General features: G+C 55.9%; 24 protein-coding genes and 1 other annotated feature. Of the genes, 8 read left to right on the top strand and 16 right to left on the bottom strand.

Going from position 1 to position 20,171, the window contains the following annotated elements; all coding sequences use genetic code 11:
- Window positions 1-25 precede the first annotated feature (25 nt).
- The gene (locus tag KGP22_RS12180) at window positions 26-979 is read left to right on the top strand and encodes a helix-turn-helix domain-containing GNAT family N-acetyltransferase (RefSeq protein WP_223579103.1); all 954 of its coding nucleotides are present in this window, start codon (window positions 26-28) and stop codon (window positions 977-979) included.
- 41 nt (window positions 980-1,020) lie between these two features.
- Here the strand turns inward: KGP22_RS12180 and KGP22_RS12175 are convergent, their stop codons facing one another.
- Window positions 1,021-1,317: a YciI family protein gene (locus KGP22_RS12175; protein ID WP_023327637.1), complete on the bottom strand. Its 297-nt coding sequence runs from the start codon at window positions 1,315-1,317 to the stop codon at window positions 1,021-1,023.
- 220 nt (window positions 1,318-1,537) lie between these two features.
- Here KGP22_RS12175 and tonB point away from each other — a divergent pair, with 220 nt between their 5' ends.
- The gene (gene tonB, locus KGP22_RS12170) at window positions 1,538-2,260 is read left to right on the top strand and encodes a TonB system transport protein TonB (protein WP_111965936.1); all 723 of its coding nucleotides are present in this window, start codon (window positions 1,538-1,540) and stop codon (window positions 2,258-2,260) included.
- A 37-nt stretch (window positions 2,261-2,297) separates the two neighbouring features.
- Here the strand turns inward: tonB and yciA are convergent, their stop codons facing one another.
- The 4 genes from yciA to KGP22_RS12150 all read right to left on the bottom strand — a co-directional run bounded on the left by yciA (window position 2,298) and on the right by KGP22_RS12150 (window position 4,567).
- Window positions 2,298-2,693, bottom strand: a complete 396-nt coding sequence (gene yciA, locus KGP22_RS12165; protein ID WP_008502796.1) for an acyl-CoA thioester hydrolase YciA — start codon at window positions 2,691-2,693, stop codon at window positions 2,298-2,300.
- Window positions 2,694-2,797: 104 nt separating this feature from the next.
- Complete coding sequence (locus KGP22_RS12160; protein WP_025756566.1) at window positions 2,798-3,337, bottom strand: septation protein A; 540 nt, start codon at window positions 3,335-3,337, stop codon at window positions 2,798-2,800.
- A 56-nt stretch (window positions 3,338-3,393) separates the two neighbouring features.
- Complete coding sequence (locus tag KGP22_RS12155) at window positions 3,394-4,137, bottom strand: YciC family protein (RefSeq protein WP_033145752.1); 744 nt, start codon at window positions 4,135-4,137, stop codon at window positions 3,394-3,396.
- Window positions 4,138-4,162: 25 nt separating this feature from the next.
- Window positions 4,163-4,567, bottom strand: coding sequence for a YkgJ family cysteine cluster protein (locus KGP22_RS12150; RefSeq protein WP_032674935.1), 405 nt, complete (start codon window positions 4,565-4,567; stop codon window positions 4,163-4,165).
- Here KGP22_RS12150 and KGP22_RS12145 point away from each other — a divergent pair.
- Window positions 4,460-4,735 (top strand): hypothetical protein, encoded by a 276-nt coding sequence (locus KGP22_RS12145; RefSeq protein ID WP_223582514.1) that lies wholly within the window; start codon window positions 4,460-4,462, stop codon window positions 4,733-4,735. The genes KGP22_RS12150 and KGP22_RS12145 overlap by 108 nt on opposite strands.
- Window positions 4,736-4,849: 114 nt before the next feature.
- On the top strand, window positions 4,850-5,482 hold the full coding sequence (gene ompW / locus KGP22_RS12140) for an outer membrane protein OmpW (RefSeq protein ID WP_223579092.1): 633 nt from the start codon (window positions 4,850-4,852) through the stop codon (window positions 5,480-5,482).
- 46 nt (window positions 5,483-5,528) lie between these two features.
- On the opposite strand, the gene KGP22_RS12135 is transcribed toward ompW, so the two are convergent.
- The 8 genes from KGP22_RS12135 to KGP22_RS12100 form a co-directional block, all read right to left on the bottom strand.
- Entirely contained in the window at window positions 5,529-5,867 is a 339-nt protein-coding gene (locus KGP22_RS12135; protein WP_127731309.1) for a hypothetical protein, read from the bottom strand.
- A 126-nt stretch (window positions 5,868-5,993) separates the two neighbouring features.
- Window positions 5,994-6,227, bottom strand: a complete 234-nt coding sequence (yedF, locus tag KGP22_RS12130) for a sulfurtransferase-like selenium metabolism protein YedF (RefSeq protein ID WP_003856774.1) — start codon at window positions 6,225-6,227, stop codon at window positions 5,994-5,996.
- The gene (gene yedE, locus KGP22_RS12125; RefSeq protein ID WP_111965940.1) at window positions 6,224-7,435 is read right to left on the bottom strand and encodes a selenium metabolism membrane protein YedE/FdhT; all 1,212 of its coding nucleotides are present in this window, start codon (window positions 7,433-7,435) and stop codon (window positions 6,224-6,226) included. Before yedE ends, yedF begins: the two co-directional genes overlap by 4 nt.
- A 181-nt stretch (window positions 7,436-7,616) precedes the next feature.
- Window positions 7,617-8,426, bottom strand: coding sequence for a tryptophan synthase subunit alpha (trpA, locus tag KGP22_RS12120; protein ID WP_223579089.1), 810 nt, complete (start codon window positions 8,424-8,426; stop codon window positions 7,617-7,619).
- Window positions 8,426-9,619, bottom strand: coding sequence for a tryptophan synthase subunit beta (gene trpB / locus KGP22_RS12115; RefSeq protein ID WP_024907111.1), 1,194 nt, complete (start codon window positions 9,617-9,619; stop codon window positions 8,426-8,428). Before trpB ends, trpA begins: the two co-directional genes overlap by 1 nt.
- A gap of 10 nt (window positions 9,620-9,629) precedes the next feature.
- A complete protein-coding gene (gene trpCF / locus KGP22_RS12110; RefSeq protein ID WP_223579085.1) occupies window positions 9,630-10,988 on the bottom strand; it encodes a bifunctional indole-3-glycerol-phosphate synthase TrpC/phosphoribosylanthranilate isomerase TrpF in 1,359 nt (452 codons plus the stop codon).
- A 3-nt stretch (window positions 10,989-10,991) separates the two neighbouring features.
- Window positions 10,992-12,587: a bifunctional anthranilate synthase glutamate amidotransferase component TrpG/anthranilate phosphoribosyltransferase TrpD gene (gene trpD / locus KGP22_RS12105; RefSeq protein WP_223579082.1), complete on the bottom strand. Its 1,596-nt coding sequence runs from the start codon at window positions 12,585-12,587 to the stop codon at window positions 10,992-10,994.
- The gene (locus KGP22_RS12100) at window positions 12,587-14,149 is read right to left on the bottom strand and encodes an anthranilate synthase component 1 (RefSeq protein WP_136194979.1); all 1,563 of its coding nucleotides are present in this window, start codon (window positions 14,147-14,149) and stop codon (window positions 12,587-12,589) included. Before KGP22_RS12100 ends, trpD begins: the two co-directional genes overlap by 1 nt.
- A 23-nt stretch (window positions 14,150-14,172) precedes the next feature.
- Window positions 14,173-14,267: a sequence feature (Trp leader region), on the bottom strand.
- Window positions 14,268-14,427: 160 nt separating this feature from the next.
- Between KGP22_RS12100 and rnm the strand changes: the two genes are divergently transcribed.
- The 3 genes from rnm to rluB all read left to right on the top strand — a co-directional run bounded on the left by rnm (window position 14,428) and on the right by rluB (window position 16,898).
- Entirely contained in the window at window positions 14,428-15,309 is an 882-nt protein-coding gene (gene rnm, locus KGP22_RS12090; RefSeq protein ID WP_115875441.1) for an RNase AM, read from the top strand.
- The gene (locus tag KGP22_RS12085) at window positions 15,306-15,926 is read left to right on the top strand and encodes an L-threonylcarbamoyladenylate synthase (protein WP_003856793.1); all 621 of its coding nucleotides are present in this window, start codon (window positions 15,306-15,308) and stop codon (window positions 15,924-15,926) included. The genes rnm and KGP22_RS12085 overlap by 4 nt, the downstream gene beginning before the upstream one ends.
- Window positions 15,927-16,022: 96 nt before the next feature.
- Window positions 16,023-16,898 carry a 23S rRNA pseudouridine(2605) synthase RluB gene (gene rluB, locus KGP22_RS12080; protein ID WP_023312076.1) on the top strand — a complete coding sequence of 292 codons (876 nt, stop codon included), beginning with the start codon at window positions 16,023-16,025 and terminating at the stop codon, window positions 16,896-16,898.
- A gap of 35 nt (window positions 16,899-16,933) precedes the next feature.
- Here rluB and cobO read toward each other — a convergent pair whose 3' ends face one another.
- A complete protein-coding gene (cobO, locus tag KGP22_RS12075) occupies window positions 16,934-17,524 on the bottom strand; it encodes a cob(I)yrinic acid a,c-diamide adenosyltransferase (protein WP_223579079.1) in 591 nt (196 codons plus the stop codon).
- A complete protein-coding gene (locus KGP22_RS12070) occupies window positions 17,521-18,282 on the bottom strand; it encodes a YciK family oxidoreductase (protein WP_223579077.1) in 762 nt (253 codons plus the stop codon). Before KGP22_RS12070 ends, cobO begins: the two co-directional genes overlap by 4 nt.
- 251 nt (window positions 18,283-18,533) lie before the next feature.
- Between KGP22_RS12070 and sohB the strand changes: the two genes are divergently transcribed.
- Entirely contained in the window at window positions 18,534-19,580 is a 1,047-nt protein-coding gene (sohB, locus tag KGP22_RS12065) for a protease SohB (RefSeq protein WP_223579072.1), read from the top strand.
- 34 nt (window positions 19,581-19,614) lie between these two features.
- Here sohB and KGP22_RS12060 read toward each other — a convergent pair whose 3' ends face one another.
- Window positions 19,615-19,866, bottom strand: a complete 252-nt coding sequence (locus tag KGP22_RS12060; RefSeq protein ID WP_223579070.1) for a YciN family protein — start codon at window positions 19,864-19,866, stop codon at window positions 19,615-19,617.
- Between the last annotated feature and the right edge of the window lie 305 nt (window positions 19,867-20,171).

Raw genomic sequence — 20,171 nt, 5'->3', positions numbered from 1 at the left:
TACAACTAAATGGTGAGGACATAACATGCACAGCGAAACCCCGGTAGTCAGTGTTATTCGACGTTCCTCGCGCCTTATGGTGCGAGAGTTAGGTTTTATGGGGTCTACCCTGGCCTCAACGAATTACTCGCCTTCGGCCGTCCATACTCTGGTCGAAATTGCTCTGCGTAAGGAGATGACGGCGAGTCAGCTGGTGCAACTGCTGGGCCTGGAAAAGTCCAGCGTCAGCCGGATGCTGGCTCGCCTGATTGCCGCGGGCGAACTTGAGGAGGTCATTTCTACTGAGGATGCGAGAGCAAAGAGCCTCAGGCTGACCGCGAAAGGTCACGAGACGGTCAGCAAAATTAATGCCTTCAGCAATGAGCGGGTGGTCACAGCAATAAAGCGTCTTGCCCCTGCCCAGCAGCAGACCATTTCTGAAGGGCTCTCCCTTTATGCCAACGCGCTGCTGGCATGCCGTGAGGGGGGTAACGATATGCAGCCCGACGAGTTGAAGATAGTGCAGGGGTACATCCCCGGCATGATTGGCCGTATTGCGGAGATGCATGGCAGCTATTATTCGCGGGAGCATAACTTTGGTCGCTTCTTCGAGGCCAAAGTGGCTTCAGGGCTGGCCGAGTTCAGTGAAAGACTGGAGAAGCCCTGTAACCAGATTTGGCTGGCAGTACTCAACGACAAAATTGTCGGCTCGGTGGCGATCGATGGCGAGGATTTGGCTCCGGGTGAGGCCCATCTTCGCTGGTTTATTCTTGATGATGGCTGTCGGGGACACGGCGTGGGTAAAAAACTGCTGAATGAAGCGATGCGGTTCTGCGACAGGGCCGGTTTTTCTGCTGTGCACCTCTGGACATTCAATAAGCTGAACGCCGCCCGGCGTCTGTACGAGTCGTTTGGGTTTACGATGGTAAAAGAGTGGGAAGGCGACCAGTGGGGGAGCCTGATTACAGAACAGCAGTTTACCCGGCACAGAGACGCGTAATCGCCACCATAAAAAAGGCTCCTTTCGGAGCCGCTTCGGTATCAGAACACTTTTTTATACGGTCTCACCGTCACTTTTGCATACACACCCGCTGCAACGTACGGGTCTGCGTCAGCCCAGGCCTGAGCGGCTTCCTGGGATTCAAATTCAGCAATAACCGTGGAGCCGGCAAAACCGGCAGCACCCGGATCGTTGCTGTCGACTGCGGGCATGGGGCCAGCGGTCAGTAATCGGCCTTCATCCTGGAGCAGCTGCAAACGTGCCAGATGCGCAGGGCGCACAGACTGGCGTTTTTCGAGCGAATCAGCAACATCTTCAGAGTAAATTACGTAAAACACGGCGAAGCTCCTTAACCGGTAAAAGTGTCAGTTACGTTATGTGAAAGGGCAAACGACTGCAATGTAAAATAAAAACAATGTTAATACCCTGATCTGACTGCGACTTTTTTGGCCTCTCAGGCGCTAAAGTTGCCCCAGAACAAAGTGTCTTATTGAATATGATTGCTATTTGCATTTAAAATCATGGTTCGGTTTTTTAACGTTGATGAATATGACTTCGATGACCCTTGATTTACCTCGCCGCTTTCCCTGGCCGACGCTGCTTTCTGTCGTGATTCATGGTGCCGTTGTGGCGGGTTTGCTGTATACCTCGGTTCATCAGGTTATTGAAATGCCCGCGCCCGCGCAGCCGATTTCGGTGACGATGGTCTCGCCAGCGGACCTTGAACCGCCGCAGGTTGCCCCTCCGCCGCCACAGCCGGTAGCTGAACCTGAGCCAGAACCCGAGCCCGTTCCGGAGCCACCGAAGGAAGCGCCGGTGGTGATCCACAAACCTGAACCGAAGCCAAAACCTAAGCCGAAGCCAAAGCCGGTGAAGAAGGTCGAGGAGCGTCCGAAACGTGAGGAACGTCCGGTTGAACCGCGTGCGACCCAGCCGGTTGAAAATGCAGCGCCTTCACGTCCAGTGATGAACAATACGGCAACGACACCAAAGCCAACGGTTAGTGCGCCAGCGGGCCCGCGTGCCGTAAGCCGCAACCAGCCTCAGTATCCGGCGCGAGCTCAGGCTTTGCGTATTGAAGGCCGCGTGAGGGTGAAATTTGACGTGACTGCGGATGGCCGAGTGGATAACGTGGAAATCTTGTCCGCTCAGCCTTCTAATATGTTTGAGCGCGAAGTGAAATCTGCAATGCGCAGATGGCGTTATGAGCCAGGCAAGCCGGGCAGCGGATTGATTGTGAATATCGTTTTCCGCCTGAACGGCGGGGCGCAGATGGAATAAAAAAAGCCTCCGAAAGGAGGCTTTTTTTACTTGTCGATCAGGCCTGCGGAAGTTGACGAGGTTTACCCTCGCTGTCCACGGCGACATAAATAAACAGCGCTTCAGTGGCCTTATAACGCTGCCCAATCGGCTCAGAAGAGACTTTCTTAACCCACACTTCGATGTTGATGGAAATGGAGGTGTTGCCGCGTTTGACGCAGCGCGCGTAGCAGCAAACCACATCACCTACCGCAACCGGGCGCAGGAAGGTCATGCCGTCCACTCGCACAGTCACCACGCGCCCGTGGGCGATCTCTTTTGCCAGAATTGCGCCGCCCATATCCATCTGCGACATCAGCCAGCCGCCAAAAATATCGCCATTGGCATTGGTGTCAGCGGGCATTGCCAGTGTGCGTAAAACCAGTTCGCCCTGTGGGGCGTTAGTTGTTGTCATTGTTTTAACTCGTAACGGAAGACTTCAGGCGGGATGCTACTATGATTTTACAGCGGAGAGAATAGACCAGAACGCCTGTCTCTGACGTTCTGGTCAGTCGTTAATCAGTGCTTGTCGTCTTGCGGCATGTGGCGATAAATGTATACGCCGCTTAACAGCGTGAAAATAAGGGTCAGCGCGGTCAGGCCGAAGACCTTAAAGTTAACCCAGATATTCTGCGGCAGCCAGAAAGCAATATAGATGTTAGCGAGACCGCAGAGAATAAAGAAGACCGCCCAGGCGATATTCAGACGGGACCAGACTTCCTGAGGCAGCGTCAGCTCTTTGCCCAGCATGCGTTGGATCAGCGGTTTTTTCATCACCCACTGGCTGATTAATAATGCGCCCGCAAACAGGGCGTAAATCACGGTCACTTTCCACTTGATAAATTCATCGTTATGGAAGAACAGAGTCAGTCCGCCGAATACGGCGACCAGGACGAAGGTGACCAGCGCCATTTTTTCGACTTTACGATAGCGAACCCAGCTGTAGATCAGAACAACTGCCGTTGCAACGATCAGCGCAGTGGTCGCGGCATAAATATCGTACAGCTTATAAAAAGCAAAAAAGACCACGAGCGGTAAAAAATCAAGAAACTGCTTCATTCTGTGATTCCATCTTCTGAGCGGGGCGGGAGGCTGCGATGCCTCCCGCCTCTGGATTACTGACGAATTAACATATACAGGCGGAACAGATAGACCAGCAGTACCGCTGAAATCAGGTTGCTCAGCGTATTCGCCACTACCGCGCCAACGTTCGGCGTTAATACCGCAAAATTCGGTGCAAACAACAGCAGGAGCGTTTTGGCGAGCAGCCAGCCGATCACGGCGGGAGCCACCAGACGCATATTAGCCCATGCCAGTCGGATGCTGCTGCGCATCGCGGTAAAAATACCCATCTTATCCTGCACGACCATCACCGGGGCAAACGAGAGCACGATAGCCAGCAGTACGCCCGGCACCACGACCAGCATTATCCCCATCTGCACCAGCAGGGTAGTCAAAAAGATCAGGATAAACAGCTTAGGTAAGACCGGCGCGCTGGCACCAATCGCCCGTAAGGCGCTGACCCGGTGACCCGCCGATACAAGCTGAATCATCAGCAAAACGCCGCCCGCCAGAACTGCATTACCAATCAGGCCCGAGAACGTGGACGCGGCAGAGGCGCGCAGCAGGATTTGCTGCTGTTCCGGCGTCATGTTTTGCACCAGCTCAAACAACCCCACGCTACCCGCAAGATGGTCGCCCTGGCTCAGGCTGGCAATCTGTTCTTCACTCGGTGAAAACGCATGACCCAGCACCACCGTGATAAAGGCGCAAAGCAACGCGATCAGTAAAAAGGTAATGAACTGATTGCGGAAAAAGTTTCCCGTGTCACGGTAGACAGACTTCGCCGTGATAGACATGCACTCTCCTTGAGTATTGCAGGTGTTAATTAGCCGGCAATTGTACACCGGATGCACCTGCTGTGGCAGCATCAAGGCTTGTATGGAAAAGCATATCTTTGTAAAGCGGCGGTAATCCCACGCGTGCGCGTGCGCGATTGCAGGCTTCGTTGACCTGGCCATCTTCCCCCGACATGGCAAATTCCCGACACGGGCTGGGCCGATCCTCATAGATGGAACAGCGGGTCGCGACCCCAGGTTCACCCTGTAGCGCCACACAGCGGGCCTGCTTTTGGTTCGTGCCGCTCATGCAGCGCAGAAAGGGGGTTAACGGCTCGGTAAGATGAACCGGAACGGTACCGCCGCCATCGCTGGCTTCGGCCCAGTAGAAAGAGACTCGAAAATACGCACAACAGGCTCCGCACGTCATGCACGGGTTGATATCACTCATGGCACACCTGCAAAAGAAGAACGCATCAAATCAATTTGTGAGAGCGATAAATTATCCAGCCGCCAGAGGAAGAGCAAGAGGGGGGAAAGGGAAAATTTTGTAACCGTGAAATGCCAAAAATTGACATGCAAACAACTTATCGCTTTTGAACGCGCCACAAAAAATTAACCCAGATCAATGAATGTTAAGTTACTGGTTTTAATGTGATCTGTGGCAGATCACTTATTACCCTTTTGTGAGTATATTCTCATCCGCGATTAAAACCACAACGATGGAGCGGATATGAAAAAATTAGCGGTGGCAGCCCTTGTATTAAGCAGTCTCTCTGGCGGCGCGTACGCGCATGAAGCAGGCGAATTCTTTATTCGTGCCGGTTCGGCTACGGTTCGCCCAACTGAAGGATCGGATAACGTGCTGGGTATGGGCGGTTTTAACGTCAGTAATAACACCCAGCTCGGTTTAACCTTTACCTGGATGGCGACGGATAACGTGGGGGTTGAGCTTCTGGCGGCAACCCCATTCCGTCATCGCGTGGGTCTGGGCGCAACCGGTGATATCGCCACGGTTCACCATTTACCACCAACGCTGATGGCGCAATGGTACTTTGGCGATGCCAGCAGCAAGGTACGTCCTTATATTGGCGCTGGTGTGAACTACACCACCTTCTTTGATGAGAAATTCAACGATACCGGTAAAGAGGCGGGTCTGACGGACCTCAGCCTGAAAGATTCGTGGGGCATGGCGGGGCAGGTCGGTCTGGATTACCTGATTAACCGCGACTGGTTAATTAACGCCTCCGTCTGGTATATGGATATTGATACGGACGTACGCTTCAAGGCGGGCGGTCAGCAGCAAAGTATCAACACGCGACTGGATCCGTGGGTGTTTATGTTCTCCGCGGGTTATCGTTTCTAATCCCCCTTCAAACTGGCCACCCTGTGGCCAGTTTGCTTTGCTCACTTCAAAACGACGGATAAACCGGCCGCTCATCAAGCTTTACGCAGTGCCTCAGGATCGTCTCCCCATCATATAAATAGCTGAAAGCGTCGCTGGACAGGGAATGGAAGAGAATATCGCCGTTGGCAAACGGGATAATTTCTGTATCACCCGCACGTTTATGTCCCGCGCCGGTTTCAAAATGACCGCGCCATCGTTCCTGGGTATGGTCATAAACGTGCAGAATAACCTCGACAAGTCCTCTTTGCGGACAATCAAGGCGCAGGAAGGTGGAAGAGAAATTCAGGGACAGCGCATGGAAGGGAATCAATAAGGCGAAAACCAGTAAAGCTCGTAAATACATCAAACCGCGAAAACCTCCTTCAAAAGGGAAATGAGATTTTACTTAAGTCAAAAATCGCGTTTTTGCCGTGGATCAACACGGCTTATAATTCAATACGATAAAGGCCCCTGGCGAGGCCCTTAGCGATCATTTTTGAATCAGATAGCGAATGGTCGGGCCATCCTGCTGGATATCCAGCACCGTATAACCGTGGTTTTTCGCATCCAGCGGTATGTTGTTGATGGACTGCGGGCAGTCGCTCACCACCTCCAGAATTTCCCCTTTCTTTAGCTGCGGTAGCGCTTCAAGCGTAGCCACCGCCGGATATGGACAGGGCTCGCCAACCATATCCAGACGATAATCAGGCACAATCTCTTTCATGCTGCATTCTCCTGCGTTTCTGTTTTAACGCTCGCACGGCGGAAAAAACGTTTCTCCTGCGCGACAACCAGTAAAAAAGCGACCAGCAGCAGGGCGTAGGTGACCAGCAGGCCGCCGAGAGGCCCAAAGGTGCTCAGCAGGTTGACCTTGTCCCAACTTGTGGCAAGCGCCGGGGACAAATCGTCCCAGAAGTACGCCAGGATCGTCGAGCCAATCACATTCCCAAGACCCACCCACCAGTAGTGCACCTGACCTTCAACGGCGCGATACATCCAGCCGGTTTCACACCCGCCGGCCAGCACGATCCCGAAGCCGAACAGCAGGCCGCCAATGACCGCGTTAGGACCGGCCCACATGATTTTTGGTTCGACGCCCAGTTGAACATAGCTGAAGATGCCGATGGCGCTGACCGCCATCCCGGCGATAATCGCCTTCGCCATCATCGTGCGGCCGGTGATCCACATATCGCGAAACGCGGAGGTGAAGCAGATCTGCGCGCGTTCAATGAGCAGACCAAAACCCACGCCGAACAGCATCGCCAGACCGAGTTTGGGCTGGTTCAGAGCTGTACACAGCGCCCATGCCACCATAGCGAAAAAGACCAGCATTCCGAGACGGAAACGGCGGCGTGCCTGAGAGGGCTTCTGGGTTAACGGAGACGCTGCGCTGACTTTTGTCATTTTCACTGGAATGCGGAACAGCGGCAGCAGGGTAAATTTTGCCCCAAAGTAAGAGCCGATGGCCGTGGCGACGGCAAAAAACCATGCGTGCAGCGAAAACTGAGGAATACCGGTAAAGAAGGCTGCAAGGTTACAGCCCATTGCCAGACGGGCCCCAAACCCGGCAATGATACCGCCGACAACTGCCTGAAGAATGCGGATCCGGCTTTTGGGCATCCGCAACTTAACGTTGTTTGCCCATAGCGCCGCCGCGAAGCAGCCGCCAAACATGCCGATGATCATCATCCCGTCGATGCGGGTAAGCGGGGTGCCGTCCAGATGAATGAGTTTAAAGTAACCCCACTCTTCGGCATGCACGCCTGCGAGCTGCAGCAGCTGACCACCCCAGCGGGTGAACTCGCCGGTCACTGCCCAGAACGTACCGGTAATGCCAAAATAATAAGTTGAGAGAATGCCAGCCGCGATAACGGCCGGAACGGGTGACCAGAACTTAACCAGGTAAGCCTGTTTGAAGGATTGCCATGACATGAATAAGCCTCTGAACTCAGAAGGATTAAAGATAAAAAAGAGTCCAGATCATACGCTTACATAACAGTTTGAAAAGCCATTCACACCGAAAATATCGAAAGGATCAATTTTGACGTAATACTTTGTTGAAGGCGGGGAAGAAAGGGTAACCGTCTGGCAGGGGTGCCAGACGGTGGAGGTGTCAGGCTTTACGCGTCGCCGCCTTCATGGCAGTCACAAACGCTTTCAGCTCGGCCAGCATCTGCTCGGGTTTATCCACGTTCTTCTCGATGATCTTCACAATTGCAGAGCCAGAGATGGCACCCGCAGCCTTCGCGTCAATCGCCGCGGTGACCTGATCCGGAGAAGAGATCCCGAACCCCTGCAGCGGCGGCGCGGCATGGTACTCGGCCAGCTTTTCCACAAGATGATGCAGCGGCAGGGCGGCTTTATTCTCGGCACCGGTCACGCCTGCGCGGGAGAGAAGATAGGTATACCCGCGCCCGTAAGAGGCAATCTGGCGCAGCAATTCGTCATCAGCGTTTGGCGGGCAGATGAAAATCGGGGCGACATTGTGACGCATCGCAGCCTGGCGGAACGGCGCGGACTCTTCGACCGGCACGTCTGCCACCAGAACGGAGTCGACGCCTACGCGTGCGCACTCGGCGTAAAACTCATCGATACCGCGGTTGAACACCAGGTTGGCGTACATCAGCAGGCCAATGGGAATGGTCGGATGCTTCTGGCGAATTGCCGCCAGCATCTCAAAGCACTGGGTTGGCGTGACGCCCGAGGCAAACGCGCGCAGCGTCGCATTCTGAATGGTTGGGCCATCCGCCAGCGGGTCAGAGAACGGGATCCCCAGCTCCAGCGCGTCGGCACCGGCCTCAATCAGGGTGTCGATAATATTTAGCGACTGTTCCGGGCCCGGGTCGCCCAGGGTGACGAAGGGAACGAACGCGCCTTCCTGGCGGGATTTCAGTTCTGCAAATACGTTATCGTAGCGTTCCATCAGATTTCCCCTCGTGCTTTCAGAATATCGTGAACGGTGAAGATATCTTTGTCACCGCGTCCGGAAAGGTTTACCACCAGCAGCTGCTCTTTTTCCGGATTGTCTTTCATCATTTTCAGCGCATGGGCCAGAGCGTGTGAAGACTCCAGCGCCGGGATGATCCCTTCGCTGCGACACAGCGTTTTAAACGCTTCCAGCGCTTCGTCATCGGTAATGGAGACATAGTCCGCGCGACCCGTACTGTTCAGATAGGCGTGCTGCGGCCCGACGGACGGGAAGTCGAGGCCGGCGGAGATAGAGTAAGACTCTTCAATCTGGCCTTCATCGGTCTGCATCATCGGGGATTTCATGCCGAAGTAGATCCCCACGCGGCCATGCTTCAGCGGCGCGCCGTGTTCACCCGATTCAATGCCGTGACCGGCAGGCTCGACGCCAATCAGACCCACGCTGGTGTCGTCGATAAAGTCTGCGAACATGCCGATGGCGTTTGACCCGCCGCCGACGCAGGCGATCACCGCATCCGGCAGGCGACCCTCTTTTTCAAGGATCTGCGCTTTGGTCTCTTCCCCGATCATGCGCTGGAATTCGCGCACGATGGTCGGGAACGGGTGCGGGCCCGCCGCGGTTCCGAGCATATAGTGCGCGGTTTCGTAGCTGCCGGACCAGTCGCGCAGCGCTTCGTTACAGGCATCCTTCAGCGTCGCGGAGCCGCTGTGTACCGGGATCACTTCCGCACCCATCAGACGCATACGGAAGACGTTCGGAGACTGACGCTCAACGTCTTTCGCCCCCATATAGATGCGGCATTTCAGGCCGAGCAGGGCGCTGGCGAGCGCCGAGGCCACGCCGTGCTGGCCCGCGCCGGTTTCGGCGATGATTTCAGTTTTGCCCATACGCTTCGCAAGCAGCGCCTGGCCCAGCACCTGGTTAGTTTTATGTGCGCCGCCGTGCAGCAGGTCTTCACGCTTAAGATACAGCGTGGTTTTCGTACCTTCCGTCAGATTGCGGCATTTGGTCAGCGCGGTCGGACGACCGGCGTAATTTTTCAGCAGGTCGGTAAATTCAGCCTGAAACGCCGGATCCTTTTGCGCGCTGACAAACGCTTCTTCCAGCTGGCGCAGCGCGGGCATCAGGATTTGCGGGACGTACATCCCGCCGAACTCACCAAAATACGGGTTAAGTAATGTCGTCATCTTCTCTTCCTTAATATGCACGCAGAGTTTTAAAAACCGAGGCCAGCTTGCTGGCATCTTTGATACCCGGTTGGGACTCTACGCCTGAATTGAAATCGAGGCCTGCGCAGCCGGTTTTCGCGGCTTCTACGCAGTTGTCCGGGCTTAATCCGCCCGCCAGCAGGACGTTGTCCAGCTTTTCGCCGTTCAGCAGAGACCAGTCAAAACGCTGGCCGCTTCCGCCCTGGCCGTTATCCAGGACGTATTTATCCACGTGGTTCAGGTTACGCGGGGACAACGTATCGCTAACGCTTTGCGCTTTCCAGATCTGTACCTGCGGCGCCAGCGCGGCGCGCAGGGCATCGATATAGGTCTGATCCTCATCGCCGTGCAGCTGCACCGCGCTCAGGGATAACGCGTCGGCTTTTACAACCATCTCTGCGATATCCGCATTGCGGAACACGCCAACATAGCTGAGCGGTGCCGCGGCGATGATCTTACGCGCCTGCTCTTCGCTAACCGCGCGAGGAGAGGAATCCACAAAAATCAGCCCGCCATAAATCGCTCCGGCTTCATACGCGGCCTGGGCGTCCTGTTCGCGGGTTAAGCCGCATACTTTGTTTTCACCCAGCAGCACGCGACGCACTGCTGCATTGAGATCGTCATGTTCCATCATGGCGGAGCCAATCAGGAAACCGTTGGCGAAGTGGCTCAGCTCGCGCACCTGGGCGTAGCTGTTAATGCCGGATTCGCTGATCACCGTGACGCCAGCGCCCAGACGCGGCGCCAGCTGGCGCGTGCGGTTCAGGTCGATTGACAGATCGCGCAGATCGCGGTTATTGATGCCGACCACTTTGGCTTCCAGCGCAATCGCGCGTTCCAGCTCCTCTTCGTTGCTCACTTCGGTCAGCACGCCCATTTTCAGGCTGTGCGCGACGGCAGAGAGCTGGCGGTACTGCTCGTCGTCAAGCACCGAGAGCATCAGCAGGCAGGCGTCGGCCTGGTAAAAGCGCGCCAGCCAAATCTGATAAGGGTCGATAATAAAGTCTTTGCACAGGATCGGCTGCGGCGCGATGCCGCTAACGATCGGCAGAAAATCGAAGCTGCCCTGAAAATATTTCTCATCCGTCAGCACGGAGATGGCTGAGGCATGATGCTTATAAATACCGGCAATGCGCGCCGGGTCGAAATCGTCACGGATAACGCCTTTGGACGGGGACGCTTTTTTGCACTCAAGAATAAACGCGGTGCGCGCACCCTGCAGGGCGTCATAGAAACGACGGCTGCTCGGGACGACGTCGTTCTGAAAACTGGCAAGCGGCTGCTGTTGCTTGCGGGCTTCCACCCAGATGGCCTTATCGGCAACGATTTTCGCTAAAACGGTCTGCATTCTTTACCCTCTTGCCGCAAGTGCGGTAACGCGATCGTAAGCTGCACCGGAGCGCAGTACATCCAGAACTTTTTGAACGTTGGCCTTCAGGTCTTCCTCACCGTGCAAACGCATCAGCATGGCGACGTTGGCGGCAACGGCGGCCTCATGGGCGACCTCTCCCTTACCTTGTAATAAGCGCGTCAGAATGTCACGGTTTTCTTCCGGGGTACCGCCTGCCAGCGCATCCTGGTGATACGGAGTTAAACCAAAGTCATCGGCTTCGAGCTGGTAGCTCAGGATTTCACCGTCGCGCAGTTCGGCCACCAGCGTCGGCGCATGCAGTGACACTTCGTCCATTCCGCCGCTGTGCACCACGGCGGCACGCTGGTAACCCAGCACGCGCAGCGTCTCGGCAATCGGCAGGACCAGCTCCGGGCTGTAGACACCGATCAGCGCCAGCGGCGGGTGCGCCGGGTTGATCAGCGGGCCGAGCACGTTAAAGAGCGTGCGGGTTTTAAGCTGCTGACGAACCGGCATCGCGTGGCGGAAACCGGTGTGATACTTCGGCGCAAACAGGAAGCAGACGCCCAGGTCATCCAGCGCTTCACGGGAACGTTCGGCGTTCATATCGAGATTAATGCCGAATGCGGCGAGCAGATCGGAAGAACCTGACCGGCTCGACACGCTGCGGTTACCGTGCTTCGCGACCTTTAAACCACAAGCCGCCGCTACGAAGGCGCTGGCGGTTGAAATATTGATACTGTTGCTGCCATCACCGCCGGTACCGACGATATCGGCAAACTGATAGTCCGGGCGCGGGAACGGGGCGGCATTTTCCAGCAGAGCCGTGGCGGCACCGGCGATCTCCTGCGGGCTTTCGCCGCGGACCTTCATGCTCACCAGCGCGGCCGCCAGCTGCTCAGGCTTCAGCTCGCCGCGAACCACGGCGGAGAAGAGCTGGTGGCTCTCCTGCTGGCTCAGGGTCTGCGCCTGATACAGTTTTTCCAGAATCGGCTGCAGGGTGTTGGTCTGCTCCAGCTTCTGCAACGCCCAGTCGAGCGTCTGCTCCAGCAGGCGGGCACCGTGGGAGGTCAGGATGGATTCCGGATGGAACTGCATCCCGCAGACGCGATCCGCGTCGTGACGTACCGCCATCACCATCCCTTCAAACGAGGCGTTGATGGTCAGCCCGGCGGGAATGTTACTGCCGACCAGCGAGTGGTAGCGCGCGACCGGGAGCGGATTCGGCAGCCCGGCAAACATTGCCTGGCCGTCATGTTCGATGCTGGACGCTTTACCGTGGAGGATTTCACCTGCCTGGCCAACGTAGCCGCCGTAGGCTTCCACAATCGCCTGATGGCCGAGGCAGATACCGATAATCGGCAGCTTGCCGCGCATACGGGTCAGCAGCTCCGGCATACAGCCCGCTTCGCTCGGTGCGCCCGGACCCGGGGAGAGCATCAGCACCGGGTTTTGCATGGTTGCCAGACGGTCAATCAGGGTCTGGGCCGGCACGTGGTTGCGATAGATAACGACGTTATGGCCATTCGCACGCAGCTGATCTGCCAGGTTGTAGGTAAAGGAATCGATATTATCGAGCAGCAGAATGTCAGCCATCAGAAAATCTCCTGTGCATGGTGTGCGGTAGCAATGGCGCGAAGGACCGCTCGGGCTTTACTGCGCGTTTCGTCAGCTTCAGACTGCGGAACGGAATCAAGAACAATCCCGGCTCCCGCCTGGACGGTGGCAATGCCGTCTTCGACATAGGCGGAACGAATTACTATGCAGGTATCAAGGTCGCCGTGGGCGGTGAAGTAACCCACCGCGCCGCCGTAGCTGCCGCGACGACGCCCTTCGGCGGCGGCAATCAGCTGCATGGCGCGCACTTTCGGCGCGCCGCTCAGGGTGCCCATATTCATGCAGGCGCGGTAGGCGTGCAGCACGTCGAGGTCGTGGCGCAGCTCACCGACCACGCGAGAGACCAGGTGCATCACGAACGAATAACGGTCAACTTTGGTCAGATCCGCCACGTAGCGGCTGCCCGGGGTGCAAATGCGTGCCAGGTCGTTACGCGCCAGGTCAACCAGCATAAGATGCTCGGAGAGCTCTTTGTGGTCGGTGCGCATTTCCAGCTCGATGCGGCTGTCGAGATCGCGATCCAGCGAGCCATCGGCGCGTCGTCCGCGCGGACGGGTTCCGGCGATCGGGTAAATTTCAATCTGGCGGCTGGTGGCGTCGTACTTCAGCGAGCTTTCCGGCGAGGCGCCGAAAAGCGTGAATTCGTTGTCCTGCATAAAGAACATGTACGGGCTCGGGTTGCTCTTTTTCAGCACGTCGTAGGCTGCCAGCGGAGACGGGCAGGGCAGCGAGAAGCGACGGGACGGTACAACCTGGAAAATTTCCCCGGCGCGAATCGCTTTTTGCATCTGGCGAACCACGGCGCCGTACTGATCGTCGGTCTGGTTCACATCGCAGGTCATTTTTTCCACTCGCTGCACCGGAAGCGCAGGCGGCGCTTCCGTCATCTGCTGCTGAAGCTGCGCGATGCGATGCTCAAGACGGTTTTTCTCAGCGGTCGAAGGCGTGAACAGGCTGGCCTGAATGCGGGTGTATTGTTTCTGATGGTCGATCACCAGCAGGGTTTCGGCCAGATAGAAACAATAGTCCGGGCAGCGATTGCCCTGCTCGGTTTCCGGTAAATCTTCAAAGCCAGCGACCAGATCGTAGGCAAACAGCCCGCCAAAGAACATCGCTTCACGCTCATCGTGCGGAACGGTGACCAGGTTCTGCAGCAGGCGGAAGGCATCAAAGACGGACAGGGAGCAGAGGCGCGCGTCTTCATCCAGCAGTTGGCTAACCGGCGGGAAATGCAGAATGCGCATTTCTGGATGACGTTCGTTTTCAATGCCTGAAGGCAGGGCGGCATCCAGCAGCGGCAGCAGCGAGGCGCCATTGTCTGATAAAGCCTTAATTGTGACGGTGTCACCTAGAGCGGTAATGCGCAACGCGCTGTCGACCAGCAGCAGGCTCTTGAGATCGTCCTTGCTGTCGATGTCCGCAGATTCCAGCAGCAGCGTCGCCGGACGTGCACCGCATACCTGATGAAACAGCGCGGTCGGGTTGTGGCGGTAGGCCGCCTCGCAGGTCAGCAGTTCGAGATGAGGTTTGGCTGTTTGCATTATATTGTTCTCATTTTCTGTTCAAAAAAAAGCCCGCTTGGAAGCGGGCTGGGTATCTGTTTGCATTTCGCAGACGCGTGACACTGCCCGAAGATCAGGAAGTACGCCACCAACCGTGCAGAGTGAAATGTGCTGTCATTTTCAGATACCTTTCTCGTGTGAACTTGCGTACTAGTTAACTAGTTCGATGGCGTGTTGTCAACCCTTGATTTCAGAATTTCGATATAAGTCGGTATCATGATGGTTTCGGATGTCTCCAACCTGTTATGGGAAGTGCTTTGAGCGATACCACCTACGCTATTATTTATGATTTACACAGCCATACTCAGGCCTCTGATGGCCTGCTGACACCCGAAGCCCTGGTTCATCGTGCCGTTGAAATGCGCGTTGGTACGCTGGCGATAACCGATCACGATACGACGGATGCAATACCGGCGGCGCGCGCCGAGATCGCCCGCAGCGGGCTGGCGCTCAATCTGGTGTCCGGCGTCGAAATTTCGACCGTCTGGGAAAACCATGAGATTCATATCGTTGGCCTGAACATCGATATAGACCATCCGGCACTTACTGCCTTTTTGCAAGAACAAAAAACGCGCCGCAACCAGCGCGCAGAGATGATCGGCGAGCGTCTGGAAAAGGCGCATATTCCGGGCGCGCTGGAAGGTGCCCAAAAGCTGGCGAACGGCGGGGCGGTCACGCGCGGTCATTTCGCCCGTTTTCTGGTAGAGGCGGGTAAAGCCACGACGATGGCGGATGTCTTTAAAAAATATCTGGCGCGCGGGAAAACCGGATACGTTCCTCCACAGTGGTGTACAATAAAACAAGCTATTGATGTGATTCATCATTCTGGCGGTAAGGCCGTGCTGGCCCATCCGGGCCGGTATAATCTTTCTGCTAAATGGCTGAAAAGGCTGCTGGCGCACTTTGCCGAATGCGGTGGCGAGGCGATGGAAGTCGCCCAGTGTCAGCAGGCGCCCAACGAGCGCGCCCAGCTCGCGACCTATGCCCGCCAGTTCGGCCTGCTTGGGTCACAGGGCTCTGATTTTCATCAGCCCTGCGCGTGGATCGAACTGGGGCGCAAGCTCTGGCTGCCCGCTGGCGTTGAGCCGGTCTGGCAGCTCTGGGAACAGCCGCAGCAAATTGAAGAGAGGGAAGTATGAGTCAGTTTTTCTATATCCATCCGGATAACCCGCAGCCACGTTTGATTAACCAGGCGGTGGAGATCGTCCGCAAAGGCGGCGTGATTGTCTACCCGACCGATTCAGGCTACGCGCTGGGCTGCAAAATTGAAGACAAAGGGGCAATGGAGCGTATTTGCCGTATTCGCCAGCTGCCGGACGGGCATAACTTTACCCTGATGTGCCGCGATCTCTCTGAGCTGTCCACCTATGCTTATGTGGATAACGTGGCGTTTCGCCTGATTAAGAACAATACGCCGGGTAACTACACCTTCATCCTGAAAGGGACGAAAGAGGTGCCGCGCCGCCTGCTGCAGGAAAAGCGCAAGACTATCGGTATGCGCGTGCCGTCGAACCCGATAGCGCAGGCGCTGCTGGAAACCCTCGGCGAACCGATGCTTTCTACCTCGCTGATGCTGCCCGGCAGCGAGTTTACCGAGTCCGATCCGGAAGAGATCAAAGATCGTCTGGAAAAGGTGGTCGAGCTAATTATTCACGGCGGCTATCTCGGCCAGCAGCCCACTACCGTGGTCGACTTAACCGAAGATGCGCCGGAAGTGATTCGAGAAGGCGTGGGTGACGTAAAGCCTTTCTTGTAATGGTATAAGCAGATATACTACGCGGCCATCAAAGCAGGGCTCAGCCCTCTTTTGACCTGATTCGACGCCTGTGAAGGCGACACCTGAGGAAGCTCAATGAGCGAGAAGTTACAGAAAGTGCTGGCGCGTGCCGGCCACGGTTCACGCCGTGAAATCGAAGCCATTATTGAAGCGGGCCGCGTGAGTGTGGACGGTAAAATCGCCACGCTGGGTGACCGCGTAGAAATCGTACCGGGGCTGAAGATCCGTATCGACGGTCATCTTATCTCCGTGAAAGAGTCTGCCGAACAAATCTGCCGCGTGCTGGCTTACTACAAGCCGGAAGGCGAGCTGTGTACCCGCAATGACCCGGAAGGTCGCCCGACGGTGTTTGACCGTCTGCCTAAACTGCGTGGCGCTCGCTGGATTGCCGTTGGTCGTCTGGACGTGAATACCTGCGGTCTGCTGCTGTTTACCACCGATGGTGAACTGGCAAACCGTCTGATGCATCCAAGCCGTGAAGTGGAACGTGAATACGCGGTGCGCGTGTTCGGCCAGGTTGATGAGAATAAACTGCGCGACCTGTCGCGTGGCGTTCAGCTGGAAGACGGTCCTGCGGCGTTCAAAACCATCAAGTTCACCGGTGGAGAAGGTATCAACCAGTGGTACAACGTGACCCTGACCGAAGGCCGCAACCGCGAAGTGCGTCGTCTCTGGGAAGCGGTAGGCGTGCAGGTTAGCCGCCTGATCCGCGTCCGCTACGGCGACATCCTGCTGCCGAAAGGTTTGCCGCGTGGGGGTTATACCGAACTGGATCTGACCCAAACCAACTACCTGCGCGAGCTGGTCGGCCTGACGCCGGAAACCACCTCTAAAGTGGCGGTGGAAAAAGACCGCCGTCGTATGAAGGCGAATCAGATCCGTCGCGCCGTGAAGCGCCACAGCCAGGTGAGCAGCAGCCGTCGCTCCGGCAGCCGTAATAACAACGGTTAATGTAAAAGCCCGGTCAAGACACCGGGCTTTTTTCTTTAGTAATCAATCCCCATTTGCGCTTTGATGCCCGCATCAAACGCATGTTTAACCGGACGCAGCTCGCTGACGGTATCTGCCAGCTCCAGAATATCCCGATGACACCCGCGGCCCGTGATGATGACCGTCTGATGGGCGGGACGGTTTTTCAGTGCATTAAGCACGGCGTCCAGCGGCAAATAGTCGTAGGCGACCATATAGGTGATCTCATCCAGCAGAACCATATTGAGTGAAGGATCGGCCAGCATTCTTTTAGCGTGCTCCCAGACGGCCAGACAGGCTGCGGTGTCGGTTTCACGATTCTGGGTGTCCCACGTAAATCCGGTCGCCATCACCTGAAACTCAACCCCGTGGGGCTCAAGCAGATTACGCTCGCCGTTAGGCCACTCACCTTTAATAAACTGAATAATGCCGACCTTCTGCCCGTGGCCGACCGCGCGGGTAGCGGTGCCAAACGCGGCGGTGGTTTTGCCTTTGCCGTTGCCAGTAAAGACGATGACGATCCCTCGCTCGTCCTGGGCTGCCGCGACGCGCGCATTGACCTGTTCTTTCAGACGCTGCTGGCGCTGCTGATGACGTTCTTCACTCATTGCGAAATTCCTGGTTTACGGCCCGGCTGGGCGTCGAAGGTCATCCCGGTTTTGCGGCGGCTGTCGTCGCCCATCAGCCAAAGATAGAGCGGCATAATGTCTGCCGGGGTTTTCAGCTTCTGCGGATCTTCGCTCGGGAACGCGCTGGCGCGCATTTTAGTGCGCGTACCGCCCGGGTTAATGCAGTTTACGCGCAGATGGCGGCTTTGATACTCCTCCGCCAGTACCTGCATCATGCCTTCGGTCGCGAATTTTGATACGGCATAGGCTCCCCAGTTTGCGCGTCCTTCACGACCAACGCTGGAAGAGGTAAAGACCAGAGACCCTGACTCGGATTTGAGTAATAAAGGAAGCAATGCCTGTGTGAGGAAAAACGTGCCGTTAACGTTGACCTGCATCACCTGCTGCCAGATATCAGGGTCCTGTTCATCCATTGGACGCACTTCGCCTAACAAACCGGCGTTATGCAGCACGCCGTCGAGTCTCGGATAGTGAGCGCTAATGCGCTGGGCTAATTCCTGGCACACTGCGGGCGTGCAGGTCAGTAAATCGAGGGTATACCACGGGGCTGGCGCACCAGATACCGACTCAATCTCCAGAGCGACGTTTTTCAGTTTTTCTTCGTTCCGTCCGATCAGAATGACGTTCGCGGCATATTCGGCGTATGTCAGGGCCGCCTCGCGGCCAATCCCGTCGCTCGCACCGGTAACAAGAATGATCCGGTTTTGCAGCAGATTTTTTTGCGGTTGATAATGCACGGTGACTCCTCAGGCGACCGGTAACGCAATGGCGCCTTTATGATGACTTTTCGGCTTTATGCCCGAATTCGCCTGATAATTCAATCAGTCTACAGGACGCATTACAGTAAAATTAACAATTTGCAAATATTTAAACTCCAGTTCGGGGATTCCTGAAGGCGGCTCGCAGAGGTAATGTCACGAGCGAGACGCATGGGCAGGGCTGTTGTACACTGCCGTGAAAGATTCGTGGTTAAATCAAGGTGGAACGCGTGGAATTACTTTCTCAATATGGGTTGTTTTTGGCCAAAATCGCGACGGTGGTGGTTGCCATTGCGGTAGTTGCCGTTCTGATTGTCAACCTGACGCAGCGCAAGCGTCAGCGTGGGGAGTTACGCATCACCCGCCTGAGCGAGCAGTATAAAGAGATGCAGGATGATATGTCTCTGGCGCTGCTTGATAGTCATCAACAGAAACTCTGGCTGAAAGCGCAGAAGAAAAAGCATAAACAGGAAGCTAAAGCGGCAAAGGCAAAAGCAAAACTCAATGCGCCGCAGGATAAGGCCACGCCACGGGTCTATGTGCTCGATTTTAAAGGCAGTATGGATGCGCATGAGGTTTCTTCTCTGCGGGAGGAGGTGACTGCCGTTCTGGCCGTGGCGACACCGCAGGATCAGGTTGTCGTGCGTCTTGAAAGCCCGGGCGGGGTGGTTCACGGTTACGGACTGGCCGCCTCACAGCTGCAGCGCCTGCGTGAAAAACAGATCCCGCTGACCGTGGCCGTAGATAAAGTGGCAGCGAGCGGTGGCTACATGATGGCCTGCGTGGCGGACAAAATTGTTGCCGCGCCGTTCTCCATTATCGGCTCGATCGGCGTTGTTGCGCAGATCCCGAACTTTAACCGCTTCCTGAAAAATAAAGAGATTGATATTGAACTTCATACCGCGGGTCAGTACAAACGCACCCTGACGCTGCTGGGGGAAAACACGGAGGAAGGGCGCCAAAAATTCCGTGAGGATCTCAACGAAACGCATCATCTCTTTAAAGATTTTGTACACCGTATGCGCCCGACGCTGGACATTGAGCAGGTTGCGACGGGCGAGCACTGGTATGGCGTCCAGGCGCAGGAGAAAGGGCTGGTAGATGAAATCGGAACCAGCGACGATCTGCTGCTCAACCTGATGGAAGGCCGGGAACTGGTGGGCGTGCGCTTTACCCAGCGTAAGCGACTCCTTGACCGCTTTACCAACAGTGCGGCAGAAAGTGCTGACCGCCTGCTGCTGCGCTGGCTACAGCGCGGGCAAAAACCCCTGTTGTAAACAAAAACGCGAGGCAGATGCCTCGCGTTTTGCATTAATCGACCAGGTGATATTTCTCTGAAAGCGTATGCGCCAGATATTTAAACATGTTAAACACGGCGGTGCTTTTCGGGGTCGGCAACCCCTGTTCGTCAAGGAAGTATTCGCCGCTGAAAACCAGCAGCCCATTGCGCTGTTCTACGCCGGTGGCTTCAATACCCGCCAGCGTATCTTCATGGTCACGGATAAGCTTGTTTGCTTCGATAAGCAGAGAGGCTCGGTCAATAGGTTGGGTCGTATTCTGCATAATCCACTCCTTAAACAGTGACAATAGTCTACGCCGGGGGCGCTTTGGGGGCAAATTTTCCCTGTAATGTGAGGGGATAAGCTGCAGGGGCCTGGCTGGCGGGATTTGCTTTTGCATGCTAATAAAGTTGCGTAACGAATTTTATCAGGTAGAGTGTGCGCTTTCGTCATTCTGGCAACAGAATTGCTTGACATTCAACCGGGAATTCGTCACGAATTACACGAGATGTGAGAAAAATACCCGAGAACTCAATCACCTGGGCGTCTTTTCTTTAACGCCCGGTAAGACAAAGGGGTTGATATCTC

It is taken from the genome of Enterobacter sp. JBIWA005 (assembly GCF_019968805.1).
GTDB classification, from domain to species: domain Bacteria; phylum Pseudomonadota; class Gammaproteobacteria; order Enterobacterales; family Enterobacteriaceae; genus Enterobacter; species Enterobacter vonholyi.
This window is presented reverse-complemented; position numbering and strand designations above follow the sequence as displayed.